20 protein-coding genes and 2 riboswitches are annotated in these 21354 nt (G+C 39.6%); of the genes, 17 read left to right on the top strand and 3 right to left on the bottom strand.

The features are described from left to right. Positions 1–8: 8 nt before the first annotated feature. The 12 genes from fabZ (at position 9) to FFM62_RS06550 (ending at position 12735) form a co-directional block, all read left to right on the top strand. Entirely contained in the window at positions 9–440 is a 432-nt protein-coding gene (gene fabZ / locus FFM62_RS06495) for a 3-hydroxyacyl-ACP dehydratase FabZ (protein WP_115470899.1), read from the top strand. Between the two features lie 2 nt (positions 441–442). After that, complete coding sequence (gene accC / locus FFM62_RS06500; protein WP_115470898.1) at positions 443–1819, top strand: acetyl-CoA carboxylase biotin carboxylase subunit; 1377 nt, start codon at positions 443–445, stop codon at positions 1817–1819. 10 nt (positions 1820–1829) lie between these two features. Next, positions 1830–2675, top strand: a complete 846-nt coding sequence (locus tag FFM62_RS10400; protein ID WP_115470897.1) for an acetyl-CoA carboxylase carboxyltransferase subunit beta — start codon at positions 1830–1832, stop codon at positions 2673–2675. A gap of 2 nt (positions 2676–2677) precedes the next feature. Further along, complete coding sequence (accA, locus tag FFM62_RS10405) at positions 2678–3463, top strand: acetyl-CoA carboxylase carboxyltransferase subunit alpha (RefSeq protein ID WP_115470896.1); 786 nt, start codon at positions 2678–2680, stop codon at positions 3461–3463. A 174-nt stretch (positions 3464–3637) separates the two neighbouring features. Continuing rightward, positions 3638–4321 (top strand): ribose-5-phosphate isomerase RpiA, encoded by a 684-nt coding sequence (rpiA, locus tag FFM62_RS06515; RefSeq protein WP_115470980.1) that lies wholly within the window; start codon positions 3638–3640, stop codon positions 4319–4321. 78 nt (positions 4322–4399) lie between these two features. Next, positions 4400–6124: a phospho-sugar mutase gene (locus FFM62_RS06520; protein ID WP_115470895.1), complete on the top strand. Its 1725-nt coding sequence runs from the start codon at positions 4400–4402 to the stop codon at positions 6122–6124. 189 nt (positions 6125–6313) lie between these two features. Continuing rightward, complete coding sequence (locus FFM62_RS06525) at positions 6314–6883, top strand: LemA family protein (RefSeq protein ID WP_075269321.1); 570 nt, start codon at positions 6314–6316, stop codon at positions 6881–6883. A gap of 13 nt (positions 6884–6896) precedes the next feature. Beyond that, positions 6897–7784, top strand: a complete 888-nt coding sequence (gene htpX / locus FFM62_RS06530) for a zinc metalloprotease HtpX (RefSeq protein WP_115470894.1) — start codon at positions 6897–6899, stop codon at positions 7782–7784. Positions 7785–7971: 187 nt separating this feature from the next. After that, positions 7972–9339: a 23S rRNA (uracil(1939)-C(5))-methyltransferase RlmD gene (rlmD, locus tag FFM62_RS06535; protein ID WP_115470893.1), complete on the top strand. Its 1368-nt coding sequence runs from the start codon at positions 7972–7974 to the stop codon at positions 9337–9339. Positions 9340–9563: 224 nt separating this feature from the next. Next, the gene (locus FFM62_RS06540) at positions 9564–10556 is read left to right on the top strand and encodes a Gfo/Idh/MocA family protein (protein ID WP_115470892.1); all 993 of its coding nucleotides are present in this window, start codon (positions 9564–9566) and stop codon (positions 10554–10556) included. Between the two features lie 28 nt (positions 10557–10584). Then, positions 10585–11877, top strand: coding sequence for a DEAD/DEAH box helicase (locus FFM62_RS06545; RefSeq protein WP_115470891.1), 1293 nt, complete (start codon positions 10585–10587; stop codon positions 11875–11877). Between the two features lie 222 nt (positions 11878–12099). Next, a complete protein-coding gene (locus FFM62_RS06550) occupies positions 12100–12735 on the top strand; it encodes a redox-sensing transcriptional repressor Rex (protein WP_075269327.1) in 636 nt (211 codons plus the stop codon). Positions 12736–12865: 130 nt separating this feature from the next. Here FFM62_RS06550 and FFM62_RS06555 read toward each other — a convergent pair whose 3' ends face one another. Beyond that, positions 12866–13522: a metal-dependent transcriptional regulator gene (locus tag FFM62_RS06555; RefSeq protein ID WP_115470890.1), complete on the bottom strand. Its 657-nt coding sequence runs from the start codon at positions 13520–13522 to the stop codon at positions 12866–12868. Positions 13523–13711: 189 nt separating this feature from the next. Between FFM62_RS06555 and FFM62_RS06560 the strand changes: the two genes are divergently transcribed. Continuing rightward, positions 13712–14026 (top strand): hypothetical protein, encoded by a 315-nt coding sequence (locus FFM62_RS06560; RefSeq protein ID WP_115470889.1) that lies wholly within the window; start codon positions 13712–13714, stop codon positions 14024–14026. 223 nt (positions 14027–14249) lie between these two features. Here the strand turns inward: FFM62_RS06560 and FFM62_RS06565 are convergent, their stop codons facing one another. Then, complete coding sequence (locus tag FFM62_RS06565; RefSeq protein ID WP_075269330.1) at positions 14250–14789, bottom strand: folate family ECF transporter S component; 540 nt, start codon at positions 14787–14789, stop codon at positions 14250–14252. A 38-nt stretch (positions 14790–14827) separates the two neighbouring features. Beyond that, positions 14828–14920: riboswitch (THF riboswitch) on the bottom strand. A 165-nt stretch (positions 14921–15085) separates the two neighbouring features. On the opposite strand from FFM62_RS06565, the gene rbsR reads away from it, so the two are divergent. Both rbsR and FFM62_RS06575 read left to right on the top strand, forming a co-directional pair. After that, a complete protein-coding gene (gene rbsR / locus FFM62_RS06570) occupies positions 15086–16078 on the top strand; it encodes a ribose utilization transcriptional repressor RbsR (protein ID WP_115470888.1) in 993 nt (330 codons plus the stop codon). 38 nt (positions 16079–16116) lie between these two features. Next, on the top strand, positions 16117–17139 hold the full coding sequence (locus FFM62_RS06575) for a DUF3114 domain-containing protein (protein ID WP_115470887.1): 1023 nt from the start codon (positions 16117–16119) through the stop codon (positions 17137–17139). Between the two features lie 53 nt (positions 17140–17192). Here the strand turns inward: FFM62_RS06575 and FFM62_RS06580 are convergent, their stop codons facing one another. Continuing rightward, on the bottom strand, positions 17193–18548 hold the full coding sequence (locus tag FFM62_RS06580; RefSeq protein ID WP_115470886.1) for an aspartate kinase: 1356 nt from the start codon (positions 18546–18548) through the stop codon (positions 17193–17195). Between the two features lie 109 nt (positions 18549–18657). Beyond that, positions 18658–18830, top strand: a riboswitch (Lysine riboswitch). 95 nt (positions 18831–18925) lie between these two features. On the opposite strand from FFM62_RS06580, the gene alr reads away from it, so the two are divergent. Further along, entirely contained in the window at positions 18926–20041 is a 1116-nt protein-coding gene (gene alr, locus FFM62_RS06585) for an alanine racemase (protein WP_115470885.1), read from the top strand. 18 nt (positions 20042–20059) lie between these two features. Then, complete coding sequence (gene lysA, locus FFM62_RS06590; RefSeq protein WP_115470884.1) at positions 20060–21346, top strand: diaminopimelate decarboxylase; 1287 nt, start codon at positions 20060–20062, stop codon at positions 21344–21346. The last annotated feature ends 8 nt before the right edge of the window (positions 21347–21354 follow it).

Here is a 21354-nt window from a genome sequence, read left to right on the forward strand (position 1 = left end):
GATTTGATATGTCAGTGTTAAATACACAACAAATTCAAGAAATTTTGCCACATCGTTACCCAATGTTAATGTTGGATACCGTAGAAGAGTTGGTACCTGGCGAAAGCGCTGTTGCGATTAAAAACGTCACAATCAATGAAGAAATTTTCCAGGGACATTTTCCAGGTAACCCAACGTTTCCAGGTAATTTAACAATTGAGGCTTTAGCCCAAACTGGGGCAGTCGTTTTGTTATCAATGCCTGAATACAAAGGGAAAACGGCGTACTTCGGTGGTATTAAGAAGGCTCGCTTCCGTAAAATGGTTCGTCCTGGTGATCAAGTGAGATTAGAAGTTAAGTTGACCCGTTTACGTGGCCCTATCGGGGAAGGTAAGGGAACAGCATATGTGGATGGCAAGCGAGTCACCACAGCTGACTTAACATTTATTGTTGGAGATTAAGTATGTTCAAAAAAGTTTTAGTGGCGAATCGAGGAGAAATTGCGGTTCGTATCATTCGTACACTGAAGGAAATGGGCATTAAATCTGTCGCTATTTATTCTTCAGCCGATGCGGATAGTCTTCATGTGCGATTAGCAGATGAAGCAATTGCCGTTGGTGGACCAAGGTCAAAAGACAGTTACTTAAATATGAAGAATATTTTAAGTGCTGCTGTATTGACTGGTGCTGAGGCTATCCATCCAGGCTATGGTTTCTTATCTGAAAATGAAGCCTTTGCTGAAATGGTGGGTGCCGTTGGTCTTAAGTGGATTGGACCAAGTCCTAAGGTATTGGAATTGATGGGAAACAAAGCAAACGCGCGTGAGTCAATGCGTGAAGCTGGTGTACCAGTCATTCCGGGATCTGAAGGCTTTATTCATAATGCAAGTGAAGCAAAAAAGGTAGCTGAACGAATTGGTTATCCTTTGTTACTAAAAGCTGCTGCCGGTGGTGGTGGTAAAGGGATGCGCTTTGTTTATGCAGAAAACGAATTAGCCGATAAATTTGATGATGCGCAACATGAAGCGAAAGCCGCTTTTGGTGATGGGCATATGTATGTTGAGAAGGTCATGACAAATGTGCGTCATATTGAGATGCAGATTATTCGCGACCAACAAGGCAATGTGCTATATTTCCCAGAACGTAATTGCTCATTACAGCGTAATAATCAAAAGGTGATGGAAGAAAGTCCAGCAGTTGGTGTGACACAAGCAATGCGTGATGAATTGGGAGCTATCGCAACCAAGGCTGTCAACGCATTAGATTATGAAAACACCGGAACACTGGAGTTTTTGGAAGATCATGAGGGTAATTTCTACTTCATGGAAATGAACACGCGTATTCAGGTTGAACACCCGGTTACTGAGTTGGTTACTGGTGTTGATTTGATAAAGATGCAGGTACAAGTCGCTGCAGGTGAAGTGTTAACAATGCATCAAGCAGACATTAAAGTGAATGGGCATGCGATTGAAGTACGATTAAATGCTGAACAACCAGAGCGTAACTTTGCGCCAAGTGCTGGAAAGATTAATTTTGTCTTTCTGCCAACTGGCGGACCAGGAATTCGTATCGATTCTGCGATTTATTCGGGTGACATTATTCAGCCATTCTACGATTCAATGATTGGAAAGTTACTGGTACATGGTGATGACCGTGATGAAGCAGTCATTAAAATGAAACGTATTTTAGATGAGATGGTCGTTGATGGTGTCAATACGAATGCTGATTTCCAAGAAGCGTTGTTAAATGACGATGTTGTCGCCAAAGGATTGTTTACAACACAGTACCTTGAACAGGACTTTTTACCAAAATGGCAAAAAAGTTTAACAACAGGTGAATAGGAGGCAAGTAATGGATTTATTTAATAAACCAAATGCCAAATTGCCTAAAATTAAAAAAGATGCGCATGTTGATGCCCAAATTCCGGATGGCTTATTTTTAGCATGTCCATATTGTGGTGAACAATTATATTCTAAGCAATTGGGTGACCATCGTGTTTGTCCAAACTGTGGTTATGGCTTTCGTTTGCAAGCATACGAGCGTGTTCATTTAATGACAACGGCATTTGAAGAGTGGGACGCAGACTTAACACTAGCAGAGACAGACTTTCCTGGTTATGCAGAAAAGTTAAGTCGTGCAAAATCACAAACGAAGCTTAATGAATCAGCTTTGACTGGGCAAGCCGTCATTGAAAATGAGACAGTTGCATTAGGAATTATGGATTCTTACTTTATGATGGGGTCATTAGGAACCGTAACGGGTGAGAAAATTACGCGCTTGTTTGAAAAAGCAACCACGCAACAATTACCAGTTATCTTGTTTACTGCTTCCGGTGGTGCTCGTATGCAAGAAGGAATTAATTCTTTGATGCAAATGGCTAAGGTATCGGCAGCAGTAGCCGCACATCAGGAAGCTGGTTTGCCATATTTTGTGGTGCTAACCGATCCAACGACCGGTGGGGTGACCGCCTCATTTGCCATGCAAGGGGATGTTACGTTGGCTGAACCACATGCATTAGTTGGTTTCGCTGGTAAGCGTGTGATTGAGCAAACCATTCATGAAAAGGTACCTAAGGATTTTCAGCGTGCTGAAACAGTGTTGGAAAATGGTTTCATTGATGCGGTTGTGCAACGTAAAGAACTGCCAACAGTCTTGGCACAACTTGTTAAATTCCATCAACCACAAGGAGGTCGTTAATCATGGTGAGTTTATTTAGACGTGAATTAACACCCGTCCAAATTGTTAAACGGGCACGTGATGATCGGTTTATGGCCCGTGAAATTATTTCAGGCATCTTTACTGATTTCTTTGAGTTGCATGGTGATCGTTATGCTGGTGATGACAAAAGTGTGATTGGCGGTCTGGCAAACCTTAATGGTAAACCAGTGACGGTGATTGTGATTGACAAGGGTTCGGATATCAAGGATAAGTTGGCTAAACGTAATGGTTCACCTGAACCATATGGTTATCGTAAGGCAACCCGTTTAATGAAACAGGCGGCTAAGTTTGGTCGACCAATTATTACTTTCATTAATACACCGGGGGCTTTTCCAGGAAAAACTGCTGAAGATCAGGGTCAAGGTGAAGCGATTGCGCAAAGTATTTTGGAGAGTCTGAAATTACCAGTGCCAATGATTGCCATTGTTTATGGTGAAGGTGGTTCTGGTGGTGCCCTTGCCTTAGCAACGGCTGATCAAGTGTGGATGTTCCAAAATTCGACTTATTCAGTTCTTTCACCTGAAGGATTTGCATCTATTCTTTGGAAGGATGCAAAGCGTCGTGATGAAGCGGCTGCAGTGATGGGCCTAACGCCCAATGATTTGCTAGATAATCACATTATCGAGTACATTGTACCTGAAAGTCGTTCACATTCACGTGTCTTTTCACTGATTCGTACAAAATTATCTGAGGAAATTAAGACATTGGCTAATATGCCAATAAATGACTTGATTGCCCAACGACGGGCACGTTTTCGTAAATTTTAATTATAAAACGAGGTTAGGAAATTTTTTCCAACCTCGTTTTTTTTTTAATTTATATTGACGTGTTATGTGGATCTCTGCCATCACCATCCTTTTTCTATCTTTTTTTTGCTTTTCTCGGTAAAATAAACTTAATATTAGGGGGATGAGGAGGACTATGCAGTGACTGATAAGCAAATGGTGCAAAAGCAACAAGCTGGAGAATTTGCGGCGACGCTGATTAAAGACGGTATGATTGTTGGCCTAGGGACCGGTTCAACTGTACGTTTTTTTATTGAAGCATTGGCAGCCAGAATTAATAGTGAAGGGTTGGATATTATTGGTGTTACAACATCTAACAAAACATCTTCATTAGCTAAGTCATGGGGAATCAAATTAGCTTCAGTTGATGAAGTATCCAAGATTGATTTAACAATTGATGGAGCTGATGAAGTTGATTACCAATTAAACGGCATCAAGGGTGGGGGCGCCGCTTTGCTGTTTGAAAAAATTGTTGCTCTGAATTCAGAGAAAAACATTTGGATTATTGATGGATCAAAATATCATGATGTGATTGGTCAGTTTCCATTACCTGTTGAAGTGGTGCCTTATGGTAGTCATCAGTTGTTACAAAGATTTTTGGCAGCAGATATGCAGCCAACTTTTCGACGGACGATGACAGGTGAACGATTAACCACTGATGCAGGTAATTATATTATTGATTTGCACTTAAATCGCATTGCGCATCCCAAAAGTTTAGCATATTTTTTGGAACAAACGATTGGGGTCGTTGAACATGGGTTGTTTTTGAATACAGTCGATGAGGTTATTATTGGCGGCAATCAACCGACATTAATTTCTAATACAAAGCCATCATGTTAGACTAAATAACACTATAATCCTATGGTACAATGAGATTAGTTATATTGGGGAACACAATAACAAAGGAGAATGACAGAAATGACTTGGCAAGATAATTTTCAAGTATGGACAAAACACAATGATTTACCAGAATATTTAAAAAATGACATGGATGCGTTGGCAATAGATGAACAACAAGCAGAAGATGCTTTTTACCAACCATTGTCATTTGGAACTGCTGGTATGCGAGGCCTGTTAGGTGCAGGAATCAATCGTATGAACATTTACACCGTCCGACAAGCTACAGAGGGGTTAGCTCGTTTGATGGATTCATTATCTGAAGATGTGAAAAAGCGCGGCGTTGCGATTTCATATGATTCACGTCATTTCTCACAAGAATTTGCTTTTGAATCAGCTAAAGTTTTGGGTGCCCATGGGATTAAGGCCTATGTCTTTGAATCACTACGCCCAACACCAGAATTATCTTTTACTGTGCGTCATTTTAATGCCTATGCGGGTATTATGATTACAGCTTCGCACAATCCAAAAGAATACAATGGTTATAAAATTTATGGTGAAGATGGTGGTCAGATGCCACCAAAGGAATCTGATATTATTACAACATCAATTCGTGAAGCTGATATGTTCGCGGTACCAGTGAAGCCACAAAAGGAGCTAGAATCTGCCGGATTGTTGGTAACTATTGGTAAGGATGTTGATGATGCTTATTTGTCTGAAATTAAGACAGTTACGGTCAATCAAGAATTAGTTGATCAAGAAGGTCGTGATATGAAGTTAGTCTATTCACCACTTCATGGAACAGGGGCCTTGATTGCTGGCCAAGCATTAGCTAATGCTGGCTTTAAGAATGTGACAATCGTGCCAGAACAAGCACAACCAGATGGTGATTTTCCAACAGTCACGCTACCAAATCCTGAAGATCCAGCAGCATTAGCCATGGGGATTTATTTGGCTAAGCAACAAGGTGCTGATGTGGTGATTGGTGTTGATCCGGATGCTGATCGGATGGGAACGGCTGTCCGACTACCATCAGGTGAATATCAACTATTAACAGGTAATCAAATTGGGGCTATTTTGCTACACTACTTATTAACTGCTAAGCAAACAGCTGGTACGTTACCAGCGAATGGTGTGCTTGTTAAATCAATTGTGTCATCAGAATTTGCGGCAGATATTGCCAAGAGCTTTGATATTGAAACCATTAACGTATTAACTGGCTTTAAGTATATTGCTGAGCAGATTCAAAACTATGAAGCAACGCATGAGCACACATTCTTGTTTGGCTTTGAAGAATCATATGGTTACCTTGTTAAGTCATTCGCTCGCGATAAAGACTCTGTTCAAGCAACCGTCTTGTTAGCAGAAGTAGCGGCTTATTACAAGTCATTAGGTAAGACACTGTATGATGGGTTACAAGACTTGTTCAAGACATACGGTTACTTTGTTGAAAATACACAATCACTAACGTTTAAGGGAATTGATGGTGCGGAGAAGATTGCAGCATTGATGGCGAAGTTCCGAGCTGAGCAACCAACTTCATTTGGTGATATTGCGGTCACAAAGTTCGCGGACTTCACGTTACAAACAGAAACTGATACGCAGACGGGTGTGACAACGCCAATGACGTTACCAAAAGCAAATGTATTGAAGTATTGGCTGGCTGATGGTTCTTGGGTAGCTGTGCGTCCTTCTGGTACTGAACCAAAAATCAAGTTATATGTTGGTACTAAAGGGGCAACACAACAAGAAGCTGATGATAAATTAACAGCTATTCAGCAATCAATTACTGATTATGTTGATTAGTACATTTTAAGTATAAGAGGTTGGAACATTTTCTTTTGTCCCAACCTTTTTGTCATCAAAGGGTTATTATGCCACATGCATTTGATAAAAAAATAAATATTAGGCGATGGATATTTTTGATCATGTTACAATGTAGGGTAGTAGACTATAAAGCATCTTATGATTAGTTCATAAAGATTGGAGAAAATGATGATTGGATGGATTATTGTCGGTATCGTGGTTGTCTTGGCCTTATTATGGGTAGGAATTTATAACGGTCTTGTACAGGCACGCATGCGTACACAAGAGTCATGGAGTCAGATTGATGTACAGTTAAAGCGACGAAATGATTTGATTCCAAATTTGGTGGAGACAGTCAAGGGCTCAGCTAAATTCGAGCAAGGAACTTTAGAGAAAGTTGTTAGTCTGCGTAATGCATTAACACAAACACCAACTGATGACCATCAGAAAACAATGGCACTATCAGACCAACTGACTAACTCTTTGAAGTCAGTTTTTGCAGTTGCGGAATCGTATCCTGATTTGAAAGCTTCAAATCAATATAATAAGTTGATGGAAGAATTGACGAATACAGAAAATAAAATTGCTTATTCACGTCAGTTATTTAATACCACAACTGCCACATATAATACAAAATTGCAGTCGTTCCCAACAAACTTTGTTGCTAAGATTCATAGCTTCAAACCTAGTGAATTCCTGGAAACACCAGCAGAAGAACGAGAAATGGTCAGCGTCTCATTTGATGAACGTGGCCTTTAAGAGGTAATCGACCATGTTATTTGAACAAATTGCAAAAAATAAACGCAAGACAATTGTGTTGTTTGTTGGTTTCTTTTTGTTCATGGGAATCGTTGGTGCAGCGCTAGGGTATTACATGTTTGGTGAATGGGTACCTGGTGTGATTATAGCGGTCGTAACAGGCATTGTTTACGCTGTCTATATGTTTGGTCAGTCAACAGATGTGGTGATGGGAATGAACCATGCCCAGGAAATCACGAGTGCGGATCAAGCGCCTGACTTATGGCATATCGTGGAAGATATGGCGTTAGTCGCAAATGTGCCAATGCCACGTGTGTTTATTATTGATGATCCAAGCCCTAACGCTTTTGCAACAGGGAATGATCCTGAACACGCAGCGGTCGCCGCAACTTCAGGAATTATGTCAGTATTAACGCGTGAGGAATTAGAGGGCGTTATGGCGCATGAGATGACACACGTTCGTAACTATGATATTCGGCTTCAAACAATTGCTGTTGCTTTGACGTCCGCAATAGCCATGTTGGCTAACTTCGGGACTCATTTTTGGTACTTTGGTGGTAGTCGTAATCGTGATAACAAAGAAGGCAATGTTATTGCATTGATTGCTTCAATTGCCGTGCTTGTATTGGCTCCGGTTGCGGCAACGTTAGTCCAGTTGGCGATTTCGCGAAATCGAGAATTCTTGGCAGATACGGGTGCAGTGGAATTGACGCGTAATCCGCAGGGACTGATCAATGCATTGAATAAAATTTCGAATAGTGAACCAATGTCAGATGAAAATGTCTCACCAGAAAGTGCGGCATTGTATATTTCGAACCCATTACAAACAAAAAAATTAACCAATCTATTTTCAACACATCCACCAATGTCTGAAAGAATTTCAGCATTACAAAAAATGTGATGATTAATATATTTTAAGCATAAATGATAATATGACAAAAGACATTTTGAAGTCAGTGTAAATGACGTTGCATGGAAAAATCAGTCTTTTGCCACACGTTTATGCTTTTTTCTTTTGGCTTTTGGATTCCTTGTGATACAATTGAATGATTGTTGGTCGTCGAAAAGGCCAAAAGAAGGAGAAAATGATGAAAAAGAAAGCCCCTGTGGTTAAGAATCAAGAATTTGATGCTGAAGTAATTGATTTAACTTACCAAGGAAATGGTGTTGTTAAAGTTAATGATTTTCCGGTATTCGTGACGAATGCAGTGCCTGGCGAAAAGATTCGCGTGGGTATTACAAAGGTTACTAGTAATTACGCCTTTGGACGGGTGGTAAAGACGATTGAGTCATCACCAAACCGCAATCATATGGTAAATACAGCTGCTTTAACAACTGGTATTGCACCATTAGCACACCTAAAATATGATGCACAATTGAAGTTCAAGCAACAACAAATTGCCGAGTTATTCAATAAGCAACATGTTGATGTTAATGTGGCACCTACTATTGGTATGGAAAATCCAACGGGTTACCGTAACAAAGCACAAATTCCAGCTCGTGAAATTAAGGGACAATTAACGACTGGATTCTTCCGCCGTGGTTCACACCGGTTAATGCCAATCGAGGATTTTTATATTCAAGATCCCGAAATTGACAAAGCCATTGTTATTATTCGTGATATTTTACGAAAGTTCCATATTGCAGCTTATGATGAAGTTCATCATAAGGGTGTTATTCGTAATATTATGGTGCGTCGTGGTTATTATTCACACGAAATGATGGTTGTACTAGTGACACGCTCAAAGCGTATTCCTGGTGCAAACATTATTATTCCACAGATTAAAGAAGCACTACCAGAAGTGACTTCAATTATTCAAAATATAAACCAAGATAAGACCAATGTTATTTTGGGTGATGTTAACCATGTATTGTGGGGAAACAAAGTGATTAAGGATACTTTGTTTGATAAGACTTTTGCGATTGGACCAAATTCATTCTATCAAGTTAATCCACAAACAACCGAAGTGCTGTATAAGTTAGCAGCTGATAAGGCTGAGTTAACAGGTAATGAAACTGTTATTGATGCTTACTCAGGTATTGGAACGATTTCATTAACGATTGCTGATAAAGTAAAGTCAGTACTTGGTGTGGAAGTTGTACCAGCAGCTATTGATGATGCTAAGCGTAATGCAGATTTAAACAATGTTCATAATGTTAAATTTGAATTAGGTAAGGCCGAAGAAAAGATGGTTGCATGGCAACAAGATGGTCTACAACCAGATGTTATCTTTGTGGATCCGCCACGTAAGGGATTGACACCTGAGTTAATTGATGCAGCTTCAGCGATGGCACCAAAGAAAATTGTGTACATTAGTTGTAATCCAGCAACGTTAGTACGTGATATTGTGCAATTCGAAGAAAATGGCTACACGATTAAGGGTGATGTGCAACCAGTTGACCAATTCCCACAAACAACGCATATCGAGTCAGTAACTGTACTTGAGCGTGATTAATTATTATTTAAAAGCATGAATGAAGAGCAGGCTGAGGCAAAAGAATGTCACAGCCTGTTTTATGCTTAAAATGTATCAATTATCAGTCAGGTATTTTACAGCATAAACGTGTGCCAAATTTATTTTAGAATAATTTATCAGCTGAGAGATAGCTAATTTTATTGTTGATGATGATATAATTAATACTAACTAAACGTATAAGTAGTACACAAGGGAGAATAATTATGGCATACAAACTTGGAATCATTGGTACCAATTGGATTACAAAGCAATTCGTACAAGCGGCTCACGAATCAGGTCAATATGTGCTAAAGGCAGTATATTCACGCCATGAAGATACTGGTAAGCAATTTGCTCAACCATTTAATGTTGATGATGTTTATACTGATTTAGAATCTTTCTATAATAGTGGTATCAATGTTGTTTACATTGCATCACCTAATAGTGTGCACTTTGAACAGGTTAAAGCAGCAATAAACCATGATATTCATGTGATTGTGGAAAAAACCGCTTTTTCTAACCCAATGGAGTATGCTGCAATTTTAGAGCTACTAAATGATCATCCCAATGTACGTTTATTTGAGGCAGCTCGTCATATCCAGCAGGCTAATTTTAAAGTTATTGAACAGCAAGTGGCCCAAATGGAAAAAATTGCTGGGGCAACTTTTGTTTATGAAAAGTATTCATCTCGTTTTGATGACTATCTAGCGGGTAACGAACCCAATGTACTAAGTCGTCGCTTTAGTGCGGGGGCCTTGACAGACCTAGGTGTGTATCCAATTTATGCTGCTATTAAACTATTTGGTGCACCAAAACAAACTCATTATTTTGCGACACCATTACGTAATGGTGCTGATGGCCGCGGTATCGCTATTCTACGTCATGATGATTTTGATGTGACGATCGAGTTTGGTAAGGGATCTAATAGTCATTTACCATCTGAAATTCTAGGTCGACGTGATACCCTGGTGATTGGTGATATAGCTGAAGTGCTTGATGTAACTTATTATGATGATGAAGGTGCTGCCCATCAATTGAGTCAGGAACCATTGGCAAATCCGATGACTACTGAAGCGGTTAAATTTGCTGATATGATGACAAACCCAGTCGATACAGCGGATGCTTATCAAGAATTGCTGTCATTAAGTCAAACCGTAAACCAAGTACTATTTGATTTACGTCAAGATGCTGGGATTGTATTTCCTGCTGATAAATAATAATGAAACAAAATATGAAGGAGATAAAATGGATTCCCGTTTTGAAGAACGTTTAACAAGTGTTGGATTCACCACGCTAACGCCAATTCAATCAGCTGTTGCTGAACCCTTGGCAAATGGGCAATCAATTGATGCACTTGCACCAACAGGAACAGGAAAAACACTGGCCTTTACCTGGCCACTGTTACCTAAATTGGTGCCTGAAGATGGCGAGCAATTATTAATATTAGCGCCATCACAAGAGTTAGCTATGCAAACAACACGGGTTGTCCGTGATTGGGCGAACGTATTGTCATTAAAAGTGTTGTCACTAACTGGTGGGGCAAATATCAAGCATCAATTGGATCGCTTAAAAAAGCATCCAGAAATTTTGATTGGGACGCCGGGACGTGTCAGTGAGTTGATTAATAATGGTAAACTAAAATTAAAAAGATTAAGAACGTTAATCTTAGATGAAGCTGACGAGTTGTTGCGCGATGATACAGCAAATCAAATTGATATTATTTGGGATGCGATTGATGATGATGACGTACAAGTTGCATTATTTGGTGCGACTGAAGTTGATCCGTCAACAGCTAGTGGTCTGTTCAATCGTGAATTTTTACGGATTGATCAACGCCAGGTTGCCATCCCAACAGAAATTAAGCATGAATTTTGGTTAACGGCACGTGACCAACGGCAAAAAAGATTACGTCAATTAGCAGCAGAAAAGCGCTTCCAAGCCATTGTATTCTTTAATACCACAAAACAATTAAAGATAACTGCTAGTTTTTTGGCGCATGAACATGTAGCCATGGCGACTTTGGCCCGTGGTGATTCAAGTACCACAAGGGCAAAATCACTCACTAACTTCCGTCAGGGTAAAGCAAAGTTTTTGTTAACTACTGATGCGGCGGCCAGAGGTCTTGATATTCCTGATTTGCCAGCAGTGATCAATTTTGACTTACCACGTGATGGGGAGACTTACACACATCGTGCTGGTAGAACTGGCCGTATGGGTAAAGTCGGTACTGTAATTTCTTTCGGAAATGATCATGATTTTCGTGACTTGAAGAAAATGGTTGCTGTTGATATTCAGGCCATCTCTGGTGGTAAAGGGTTACCAAAGGCAGAGAAAGTACCAGTTACTGAAAAAACGTCTCATAAAAATCAAAATGAGACGCATGTGGCCCGTCCGAAATCAAAGTCACCAAAAGTTGACCAGCCTAGAAAAAAGAAAGTGGCAGCTACCGATAGTGTTTCACGCCAAGAGCGGTTTGCTAAAGAAAAGCGCGCCAAGCGTAAGCATCGTAAAAATAAAGGTAAGCCAAAGCATAATTAATAAGTGTGTTGAGAACGAAATAAAATCAAGTATTTCGTTATTTTTTTTATGGATAATCCACTATTCAGGAAACGCTTTCACAAGTTGTCTGTTTGTGAATAAAAAATTGTTATTTCATTCACAAAAAATGCTGCATATGGTATGATTATAGGTAATGAGAGATTCACAATATTTGAGATAGATTGTGAAAATAGGTGAATTTTGAAAAAGAGGTCGAAATAAATGGTTGAACATGATATTCCTAGAGCAACGGCAAAGCGATTGCCAATTTACTATCGCTACTTAAAATTGTTGTTAGACTCTGGGACTGTCCGCGTTTCATCAAATGAATTATCTGATGCAGTAAAGTTTGATGCGGCAACAATTCGACGTGATTTTTCTTACTTTGGCGCATTAGGTAAGCGTGGATATGGTTATGATGTCGAAGCCTTGATGACGTTCTTTGGTGAAATTCTTAATCAAGATACGTTAGCTTCTGTTGCGTTAGTTGGAGTAGGAAACTTAGGTCAAGCTTTGTTGAATTTTAATTTCCATCAAAGCTCAAATGCACGTATTGCAGCAGCGTTTGATGTTAATCCTGATATTGTTAATACCATTCAATCAGGAATTCCAGTGTACAGTCTAGATGATTTAGAGAAACAAATTACGGATCAGCGCATTGATGTTGCAATTGTAACTGTACCTGCTGATGTGGCGCAGGATGTGGCTAAGCGTTTAGCAACTGCAGGTGTGCGTGGTATTTTGAATTTCACGCCATTGCGTTTGGATGTACCGAAGTCAATCCGTGTTCAGAACGTTGACTTAACTAATGAGCTACAAACGCTTTTGTATTTTATAAATAATTTCGGTGAAAAGTAGGTTTTTACTAAAATTATAATTAATTGTAAATAAAGAAGGGGTTACGACAGTTTTTAGTCGTAACCCCTTTTTCTCTTAAAATTTATTAATTACATACCGGTTTTAAACCAACTTTTGTCTCGCTCTAATTTTAATCGTTAATATAAATGAAGTCTGCAGCATGTTGCGTAACTTGGAGCTTTCTATCACCAGAAACTAATACTAATGGACCGTCAAAAGGTAGCCGTTCTTTAATTGTCCACGTGCTGTTTAGGTCTAGTTGTAAAGTCTCGGTATATTGTAATAACTCTAAGTCTTCAGTGAAACTGTTAATAGTAACAGTTTCATTATCGTTAGCTTCACGTAATGCTCGTAATGATTTTGGATGGTAGTGGTGCTCAATATCGGGAATGACAAGCCCATGAGGACTTAATTCTGGGAATTCTAAATATTTATCTAGCGCGTTGATAAATTGATCGTTTGCATCATGATCTAGATTGTCCGCATTCGAATGCGCTTCTGAAATTGATAAGCCGAGCTTCGTTGCGCCAAATGTTTCGATTAAACGATGTGATCGGATTAAACGAAGGGCAGTTGCACGACCAGGTTTTGTTAAAGTAACCCCATAGTAAGGGACTACATCGACTTCACCAGCTTCTTGGAGTTTTGCTAACATGTTAGAAACTGATGAAGGGGTGACATTTAAATGTTCAGCAATTTGGTTATTTGAAATCTTTGTTGATTCATCGCCGACGCTTAACTCTAGGATGGTTTGTAAATACTGGGTTTTAGAAATAGATTCAGGCATAATGTAAAAATTCCTCGTTTGTTGTGTAATAGTTAATGTGGTTAATTATATCACGGAAAAAATGATTGTGTTTTTTTCGCGGGTAAAAAAATAATATGTTTGATAAAACATTTAGGATAGGTTATCATAATTATGGAAAATTAAATTAGCAACTGACAACAGTCAGTAACAAGTTTTGGAGGCTAGATTATGCAGGAAACAAAAGTACGCCAAGAGAACAAGTTAGTTGGATGTGCCGTCATTCGGCAATTATTGCAAAGTTCGCGTGACATTTCTGAGCAGACTGTTCATCGATTAGTTGAATTGCTAGAGTCTACGATTGATTGCCAACAAGAAGTTTTTGTTGGGCAAGTATACGATAGTTGTGTCTACAGAATCGGTTGTGGTAACGTTTATTCGGAAACAAAATTAAAATTTGCCACACCGGATGTCCGTAATAAGTTTGCCAGTTCATTTGAGGCTGCCTGTCAGGAAGTCGGTTTGCGTGTTCATCGAAGTTACTAATAATAGGTTAAAAACTATTTTCTAATTTCTATAATTAGTCATTTGGATGGATAATCATGAATGTTACAGCCTAGTACTATAAAGTAGTGGGCGTGAGTTCAAAGGGGGTTGGGACATTTATTTGTCCCAACCCCCTGTATGCTTAAAATACATTAATCATAACTTTATAAATTCTAATTATAAACGGTTTTTATTTGTCATTCCTTAAACTAATGTAAATGTTTTATATTTTTTGGTGTAGCTGCTCAATTGTTTGATTGTTAAGCAAAAAATATAACAAAATACTTTGGATAGGTAAAAAGACAAGTTGTTTAATCACTCGTACCCATAACAAAGACATAATAGTTTCATTATTATGAATATTACCAATTATCACGACCCATAATGTATTGCATAGGACGTTGACGACTACAAGAACAATACTTACTGTTATGATGATTCGAAGCCAAGATAACGTTTGTTGCTTATAGAAGGAAAAACCGTAAATAGCAGCTGCTAAGACAGCAGATAGGGTAAATCCCCAAAAATAACCGTAACCATTGAGTAAGCTACTAATCACATCAGTAAAAATCGCAACTAGCATTCCCCATGCAGGACCATACCATTTCGCAATCATGCCGACAATTAAAAAAGTAAAACCAACTTTAAGTGTGGCAGTCCCTAATGAGAAGCGACTGATGACTAAATGTAGGGCGATTAAAATGCCCAGCATAGCCAATTGTTTTGTACGTAAACGTGGTAAACCATATTCTAATGTTTTCATTTGAAAACACCTCCTTTTTTTTGGGGGGTTTCACTTATTACAGTGAATGTGATCAAGACATCGCGGTAATCCTTCGTCCATGGCCCACATTCCGTTTCCATGGCACTTAACGCATCTTAATCTACCCTGTGCATCTAACAAAGTTATATTATACTGCAAAGAATTTAAAAGTAAAATGAATTTCTAAAAAGCAAAACAAACGTCAAGGGTTTAAAATGTTTAAAAAGTTGGTAAAATGTTTTAATAAGGGTAATTCATAGATATAAAAATGAGGACTGTCTACAAAGGGGCCGGATATGGGAAAAGTTTCAATTAGAGATGTTGCTAGTTTAGCGGGTGTATCAATCGCGACAGTATCACAAGTATTAAATGGCAAAGGAGCCCGTTTTTCTGAAAAAACAAAAGCGAAAGTCTTGGCGGCCCGTGATGAAATTGGCTATGTACCAAATGCAAGTGCCCGTAGTTTAAAACAAGGGGCTAAGATACTAATTGGTGTCGTCGTACCGAGTTTACGTAATCCGTTTTTTGGTGATTTAGTGCAACACATGCAAGAAAATATTCCTGATAACGTCTCATTATCAATTATGACGGCAGGAGCTGGTCAGGCTGATCAAACCGTTGAAATATTGGTTAATTCAGGTGTTCATGGTATTATTATGGCAGGTCAATTGGCACAACCTGTTGCTATTGCTAGTAGTTTGAAAAAGCGCGGCATAGCCTTAGTGGTTCTTGAGAATCATGACGGATTAGTTGATGCAGATGCTGTTTTTGCTTCTGATAAAATGGGTGGTCACCTGGTGGCTGAACATCTGTTAGCTCTCGGTCATAAACACGTTGTGCTGTTAGGAAATCAAGTTTATACTGACAACTTGCAATATCGAACAGCAGCATTTAAAGAGACGATGTTGGCTGCAGGGGCGAAAGTGAGTGAAGTTGCAACACGCAATTTGACAAAGCATGCTGGTCGCGCAGCTGCAATGGCCGTTTCGATTACACAAGCTACTGCAGCGTTCGCATTAAATGACGAGCTTGCTATCGGCTTAATTGCTGGACTTAATGCACATGGTATTCAGGTACCTAATGATATGTCAGTTATTGGCTATGACGATACTGACTATGCTGAGTTTTTCAGACCTGCATTAACGACTGTTGAACAGCCACTATGGTTAATTGCTGAAGCGGCCATGAAAACGGTGGTGGCACGTATTAATCATCCTGATGCTGAACGACAAGTGGCTGCATTTGATACGAAATTAATTGTTAGAGAATCAACTGCACCACTATCATAGATATGGTAAGGTAAGTGTAACAAGGAGGTCATTTCATAATGACAGGATTGTTCAAACGAACACGCGAACTAATAAAGTCACCAATAGGAGTCGATAAGCGCCAGACCATTATGTCAGCAGCCTTGTCGACCCAAGTAACACATCTTATGAATGATGGTTGGGTGCCAAAGTCAATCGCTGCTTATGTTGATGATATTGTCAATAATGAGCAATTGAACGACCAAACAATGAATAAAATTTTATCGGAAAAGTGGGGCGAAGCACATCGAATTGGCTCATCGCTTTTTACGACCATGTTTACAGCTGGATTTCATCGTGGCGGTGTACCAGCAGCTGATCGCCTGGAAGTGATATACAAATTGCTAGGTATGACGGTTAGTCCGACTAATTTTGTGAGAATGTCACGGTTAGGTGACTGGGATTCAAAAGACAAGATTAAGGACGTTGACTTGTATTATTTGCATCTCGAAACGATTGATGAGGTGCAAGACTATTTTGAATTTGTTAAACAAGTTGCCTATATGGTACGACTAAAGCATCATGCTTGGAATGGTATTCGTTCAAAGTATGAAACTAGTCGACAATTAAGTACGATCATGGACAATCAATTGCGATACTATCTTAGCAAGCCAATTGTGGATTTTATTTTACGTAATGACTGGCGTCAAGAAGATGTTGCTGAGGAAACATTACAGTTGACTGGCACACCGGTGTCGTATCCTAATGTCGCCTTTCATAATCGGGGGGTTGCTAAGCAGGATAATGTCAAGATGGCATTACCAGGTTATCATCTAGAATTGATTTTTAATAATCAAGGTCACTTGGTATCGATGTGGGAGGCATTAGAAGCTCATCAGACGATTGATGAATATGGTGTACTTGCTTTTTCAGAAGTACCAGACGATTATTCATTAGCTGAACTACAGATGATTGCCAATACGGAATCAACTAATTATGCAAATGCTGGTGGTCCGATCCACCAGTCATTAGATGTAAAACCTGCTAATCGTTACGCGGGTCTTGAATCAGATTTACGTAATTATGCAAAAAATCAATTTTAAATATATAACCCCCTCGTTGCAGTTCAACGAAGGGGTTATTTTGTATGTTCATGTTAGAAAACAGCGTTATAAATGACCTGTACGGCTTCGTTCATACGATCGACTGGGACACCAATCATTGTCGAAATTTGTGAGGCACCTTGATTGATCATTGGTAGATTGATGCCGGCCTTAGCCAAAGCCGAAGTTATTTTGCTAAATGTACCAATATGTTGTTGCATACCTTCACCGACAATCATAATGATGGCATAGTCATCTAACCAATCTAGTTCATCTGGCGCGATAATTGCGTAGAGATCATGGCTAATATGGGCTTTGATTTCAGGCGTTAATTGTGCTTTATCGAAGATGATGGTCATATCATCGATTCCAGAAGGCATATGCTCATAACTCACATTATATGTTGCTAAAATTTGTAATATTTTTAAAGTAAAACCGACTTCACGGTTCAGCAAATAACGATGCAAGTACAGGGCAGCAAAGCGATTATCATTGGCGATACCTGTGACAGGATTTTCAGAATCAATCGCATGATTAGGCATGATCATGGTACCTGGAGCTTGTGGATCGTTGGTATTTTTAACATTAATTGGTATATTCGCTTCAATGACCGGAATAATTGCTTCATCATGGAAAACCGCAAAACCAGCATAAGACAATTCACGCATCTCACGATAAGTCATTTTTGAGATTGGTTGCGGGTGGGAAACAATCTTTGGGTTAGCGGAGTAAATAGCGGGTACGTCAGTGAAATTTTCATACAAATCAGCTTGCAGACCTCTTGCTAAAATTGCACCAGTAATATCAGAACCACCGCGGCTAAACGTTGCAGCATAACCGTCATTGGTATAGGCAATAAATCCAGGAACAATTAGGAGACTCGTGTCATCAAAGTGATACTGATTGATTGCATGATAACTTTCTGGATCCAGGCGGGCAGCACGTGGCGAACCAGTTACAGTAATTCCTAATTCGGCTGGTGAAACAAAGTTAGCTGGTATGCCTTTTTCTTGCATAATTGCTGCTAGTAATTGGGCATTTAGTAGCTCACCATTTCCCATGAAAGCGGCATAGAGATGGTTAAATGAGGGATAGTGCACACGATTTAGATGAACGAGTTGTTGCTTAATCTGTGAAATAATCTTATTATCTTCTAACGAAAAATGCTGAGCAATCTCTTGATAACGCGCTAATATTGTTGTCATAATTTCATCGGTGTTGGCACCAGCAATTGTTTGATCAGCGTAAGTTTTTAGTAAGTCGGTCACTTTGATGTCACCGTCAAAACGCTTTCCCGGAGCTGATACGACAACGACCTGACGATCATTGTCTGCTGTAATAATATCCAAAACTTTTTGGAATTGTGCGCCTGTCGCCAGGGATGAACCACCAAATTTTACGACTTTCATTGTTTCTGCCTCCAATTGAATTCCTAATTGGCACTAATTAAAAGTGAAAAAAAGATTAATGTCAAGTGTTGACATAGCCATAAAATTAATATATTCTAATGTTACGTTAATGATTAATAGAGGTTGCAACCAACAACAGTCACTTAGTGGAGTTCACACAGACAATGATACTAAGTAAAAGGGGCGGTTGCCGAAATGATACAGATTGTGTAACCCGTATCGTTGGGCTAATAGCGAAAAACTATTAGACTGTCGCTGAATAAGCGGGGAGCTATTGTCACAGTCTTAAGGAATAGAAATGTGTCCGATTGACAGTGCAATAGTACTGTCAATCGGTTTTTTTATGCAATAAATTTAACAGTAAAGGGGCCATTATCATGGTAGTAGCAGCAACAAGACCAACAAGAATTAAAATATCACAAGTGGCAGTCAAACATAATGTGGCCGTTACTCGTCAGGCAAGCGGTGCGAAGTTTATGTTTTTAGCCGTGAAAGCCAACGCTTATGGATTTGGTCTGATACCAATGGCACAAGCCGCAGTCAAAGCAGGGGTTGATGGTTTAGCGGTTGCAGTGTTAGATGAGGCCTTAGCGTTACGGCAAGCAGGCATTACGGTGCCAATTCTTATCTTGGGAATTACGTTGCCACAATATGCTAAGTTGATAGCTGATAATAATTTAATTGCGACGGTTAGTGATTTGGCTTGGCTACAATCAGCTCAGGAAAATTTGGATGAACATCAGGCGACTTTGCAAGTTAATCTAGGGATCGATACTGGCATGGGCAGAATTGGTTTTCGTAGTCGTGAAACGTTATCTGAAGCAATCGCGTACTTACAATCGCACGCGACTTTCTTTAAATATCAAAGCATCATGACTCATTTTTCAGAATCTGATTCATTAGCCACAGATTATTTTCAAAGGCAGTTGGCAAATTGGCATCGCTTAACGGATGATCTACCAATGCCACCGATGGTTCATTTAGCGAATTCAGGTGCCGCGATGTATCATGCCGATGAATTGCCAACCGATTATATTCGTGCGGGGACGGTTGTTTATGGTATTGAACCATCACGTGGTGAGGTTTTGCCAGATAATTATTTAAAACCCGTTCTAACTTTAGAATCAGAACTTGTCTATGTGAAAAAGATGCCAGCCGATGTGGGGATTAGTTATGGTCATACGTACTACACACATGAAGGTGAATGGGTTGGTACGTTACCAATCGGTTATGCCGATGGTTTGCCACGACCAATTCAAGGCTTTGAAGTATTAGTAAATGGCAAAAAGGCACCTATTATTGGCCAAATAGCAATGGATCAAATGATGATTTCATTACCAGAAGAATTACCAGTGGGTACCGTTGTGACAATTATTGGTAAGCAGGGGCAGTATGAAAATACAATTGAAGATGTTGCGCAACATGTGGGACTAGCCCCTTGGGTCGTCGCTACAGGATTACAAGATCGACTAATGCGCGTGCTTGTTGATTAAAAGGGAGAAATAGTAAATATGTCAACACCATATGAAGTCAATCAGAACGGTGAACTAACAATTGGTGGCGTTACGGCGACAGAATTAGCTTCACAGTATCAAACACCACTTTATGTGTATGATGTAAACCATATGCGTCAGCAGATGCGAGCCTTCAAAGCCGTATTTATGAAAAGAAAACTTGATTATGCTGTTTCATACGCATCTAAGGCCTTTGCAACGGTTGCTATGTATGAGGTTGCCGCACAAGAAGATGTCCATTTAGATGTTGTCTCGGGTGGTGAGATTCAAACAGCCTTAGCAGCAAATTATCCGATGAATCATGTATCTTTTAATGGTAATAACAAATCGGTTGCTGAGCTGGAAATGGCGGTTGATAGTGGCCTCGGCACGATTATCCTTGATAACTTTTACGAATTAGATATTTTACATGATGTGTTGAGTGAACGGGATAAAAAACAAGATGTCCTATTAAGAATCACGCCAGGAGTTGAAGCACACACCCATGATTACATTTCTACTGGTCAAACTGATAGTAAATTTGGTTTTGATGTCGCAAGTGGTCAAGCTTATACGGCACTCCAAAAAGCAATTGTTGATCCATATCTCAATGTGTTAGGTGTTTCAGCTCATATTGGGTCACAAATATTTGATGTGACTGGTTTCCAGATGGCAGCCGCGAAGTTGGTTGATTTAGTTCATGAATGGGGCTTTGACCCACAAGTGATTAATACCGGTGGTGGTTTTGGTATTCGTTATACAGAAGATGACAAACCATTGCCAGCGACCGAATTTGTTGAGGCTATTATTGATACGATCACAGAGAAAACAACGTCATATGGGATGGCAATGCCAGCCATTTGGATCGAACCAGGACGAGCAATTGTTGGCCCCGCTGGTTATAACCTCTACACAATTGGTGCCAAGAAAGATGCGCCCGGTATTCGAACATACCTATCCGTTGATGGTGGGATGGGTGATAATATTCGGCCAGCTTTATATGAAGCAAAGTACGAAGCAGTCTTGGCAAATAACCCACAAGCACCGACAGAACAAGTTGTTCGGATTGCTGGTAAATATTGTGAATCGGGGGATGTCCTGGTTTGGCAACAAGAATTACCCAAAACGAAGCCTGGGGATGTTTTAGCTGTCTTAGCGACTGGTGCTTACGGCTATTCAATGGCATCGAATTATAATCGTAATCCGCGACCGGCAGTTGTCTTTGTTGAGGATGGCCAATCACAATTAGTTGTTGAACGAGAAACATATGCCGACATGCTTCGCTTAGATAAGCATTATCAATAAAAAATAAT

This window comes from Weissella thailandensis (genome assembly GCF_005405465.1).
Classification (GTDB): Bacteria; Bacillota; Bacilli; order Lactobacillales; family Lactobacillaceae; genus Weissella; species Weissella thailandensis.

Coding starts and splice junctions, on each gene's coding strand:
- fabZ (WP_115470899.1), top strand. CDS start 9: ATGTCAGTGTTAAATACACAACAAATTCAAGAAATTTTGCCACATCGT.
- accC (WP_115470898.1), top strand. CDS start 443: ATGTTCAAAAAAGTTTTAGTGGCGAATCGAGGAGAAATTGCGGTTCGT.
- FFM62_RS10400 (WP_115470897.1), top strand. CDS start 1,830: ATGGATTTATTTAATAAACCAAATGCCAAATTGCCTAAAATTAAAAAA.
- accA (WP_115470896.1), top strand. CDS start 2,678: ATGGTGAGTTTATTTAGACGTGAATTAACACCCGTCCAAATTGTTAAA.
- rpiA (WP_115470980.1), top strand. CDS start 3,638: ATGGTGCAAAAGCAACAAGCTGGAGAATTTGCGGCGACGCTGATTAAA.
- FFM62_RS06520 (WP_115470895.1), top strand. CDS start 4,400: ATGACTTGGCAAGATAATTTTCAAGTATGGACAAAACACAATGATTTA.
- FFM62_RS06525 (WP_075269321.1), top strand. CDS start 6,314: ATGATTGGATGGATTATTGTCGGTATCGTGGTTGTCTTGGCCTTATTA.
- htpX (WP_115470894.1), top strand. CDS start 6,897: ATGTTATTTGAACAAATTGCAAAAAATAAACGCAAGACAATTGTGTTG.
- rlmD (WP_115470893.1), top strand. CDS start 7,972: ATGAAAAAGAAAGCCCCTGTGGTTAAGAATCAAGAATTTGATGCTGAA.
- FFM62_RS06540 (WP_115470892.1), top strand. CDS start 9,564: ATGGCATACAAACTTGGAATCATTGGTACCAATTGGATTACAAAGCAA.
- FFM62_RS06545 (WP_115470891.1), top strand. CDS start 10,585: ATGGATTCCCGTTTTGAAGAACGTTTAACAAGTGTTGGATTCACCACG.
- FFM62_RS06550 (WP_075269327.1), top strand. CDS start 12,100: ATGGTTGAACATGATATTCCTAGAGCAACGGCAAAGCGATTGCCAATT.
- FFM62_RS06555 (WP_115470890.1), bottom strand. CDS start 13,522: ATGCCTGAATCTATTTCTAAAACCCAGTATTTACAAACCATCCTAGAG.
- FFM62_RS06560 (WP_115470889.1), top strand. CDS start 13,712: ATGCAGGAAACAAAAGTACGCCAAGAGAACAAGTTAGTTGGATGTGCC.
- FFM62_RS06565 (WP_075269330.1), bottom strand. CDS start 14,789: ATGAAAACATTAGAATATGGTTTACCACGTTTACGTACAAAACAATTG.
- rbsR (WP_115470888.1), top strand. CDS start 15,086: ATGGGAAAAGTTTCAATTAGAGATGTTGCTAGTTTAGCGGGTGTATCA.
- FFM62_RS06575 (WP_115470887.1), top strand. CDS start 16,117: ATGACAGGATTGTTCAAACGAACACGCGAACTAATAAAGTCACCAATA.
- FFM62_RS06580 (WP_115470886.1), bottom strand. CDS start 18,548: ATGAAAGTCGTAAAATTTGGTGGTTCATCCCTGGCGACAGGCGCACAA.
- alr (WP_115470885.1), top strand. CDS start 18,926: ATGGTAGTAGCAGCAACAAGACCAACAAGAATTAAAATATCACAAGTG.
- lysA (WP_115470884.1), top strand. CDS start 20,060: ATGTCAACACCATATGAAGTCAATCAGAACGGTGAACTAACAATTGGT.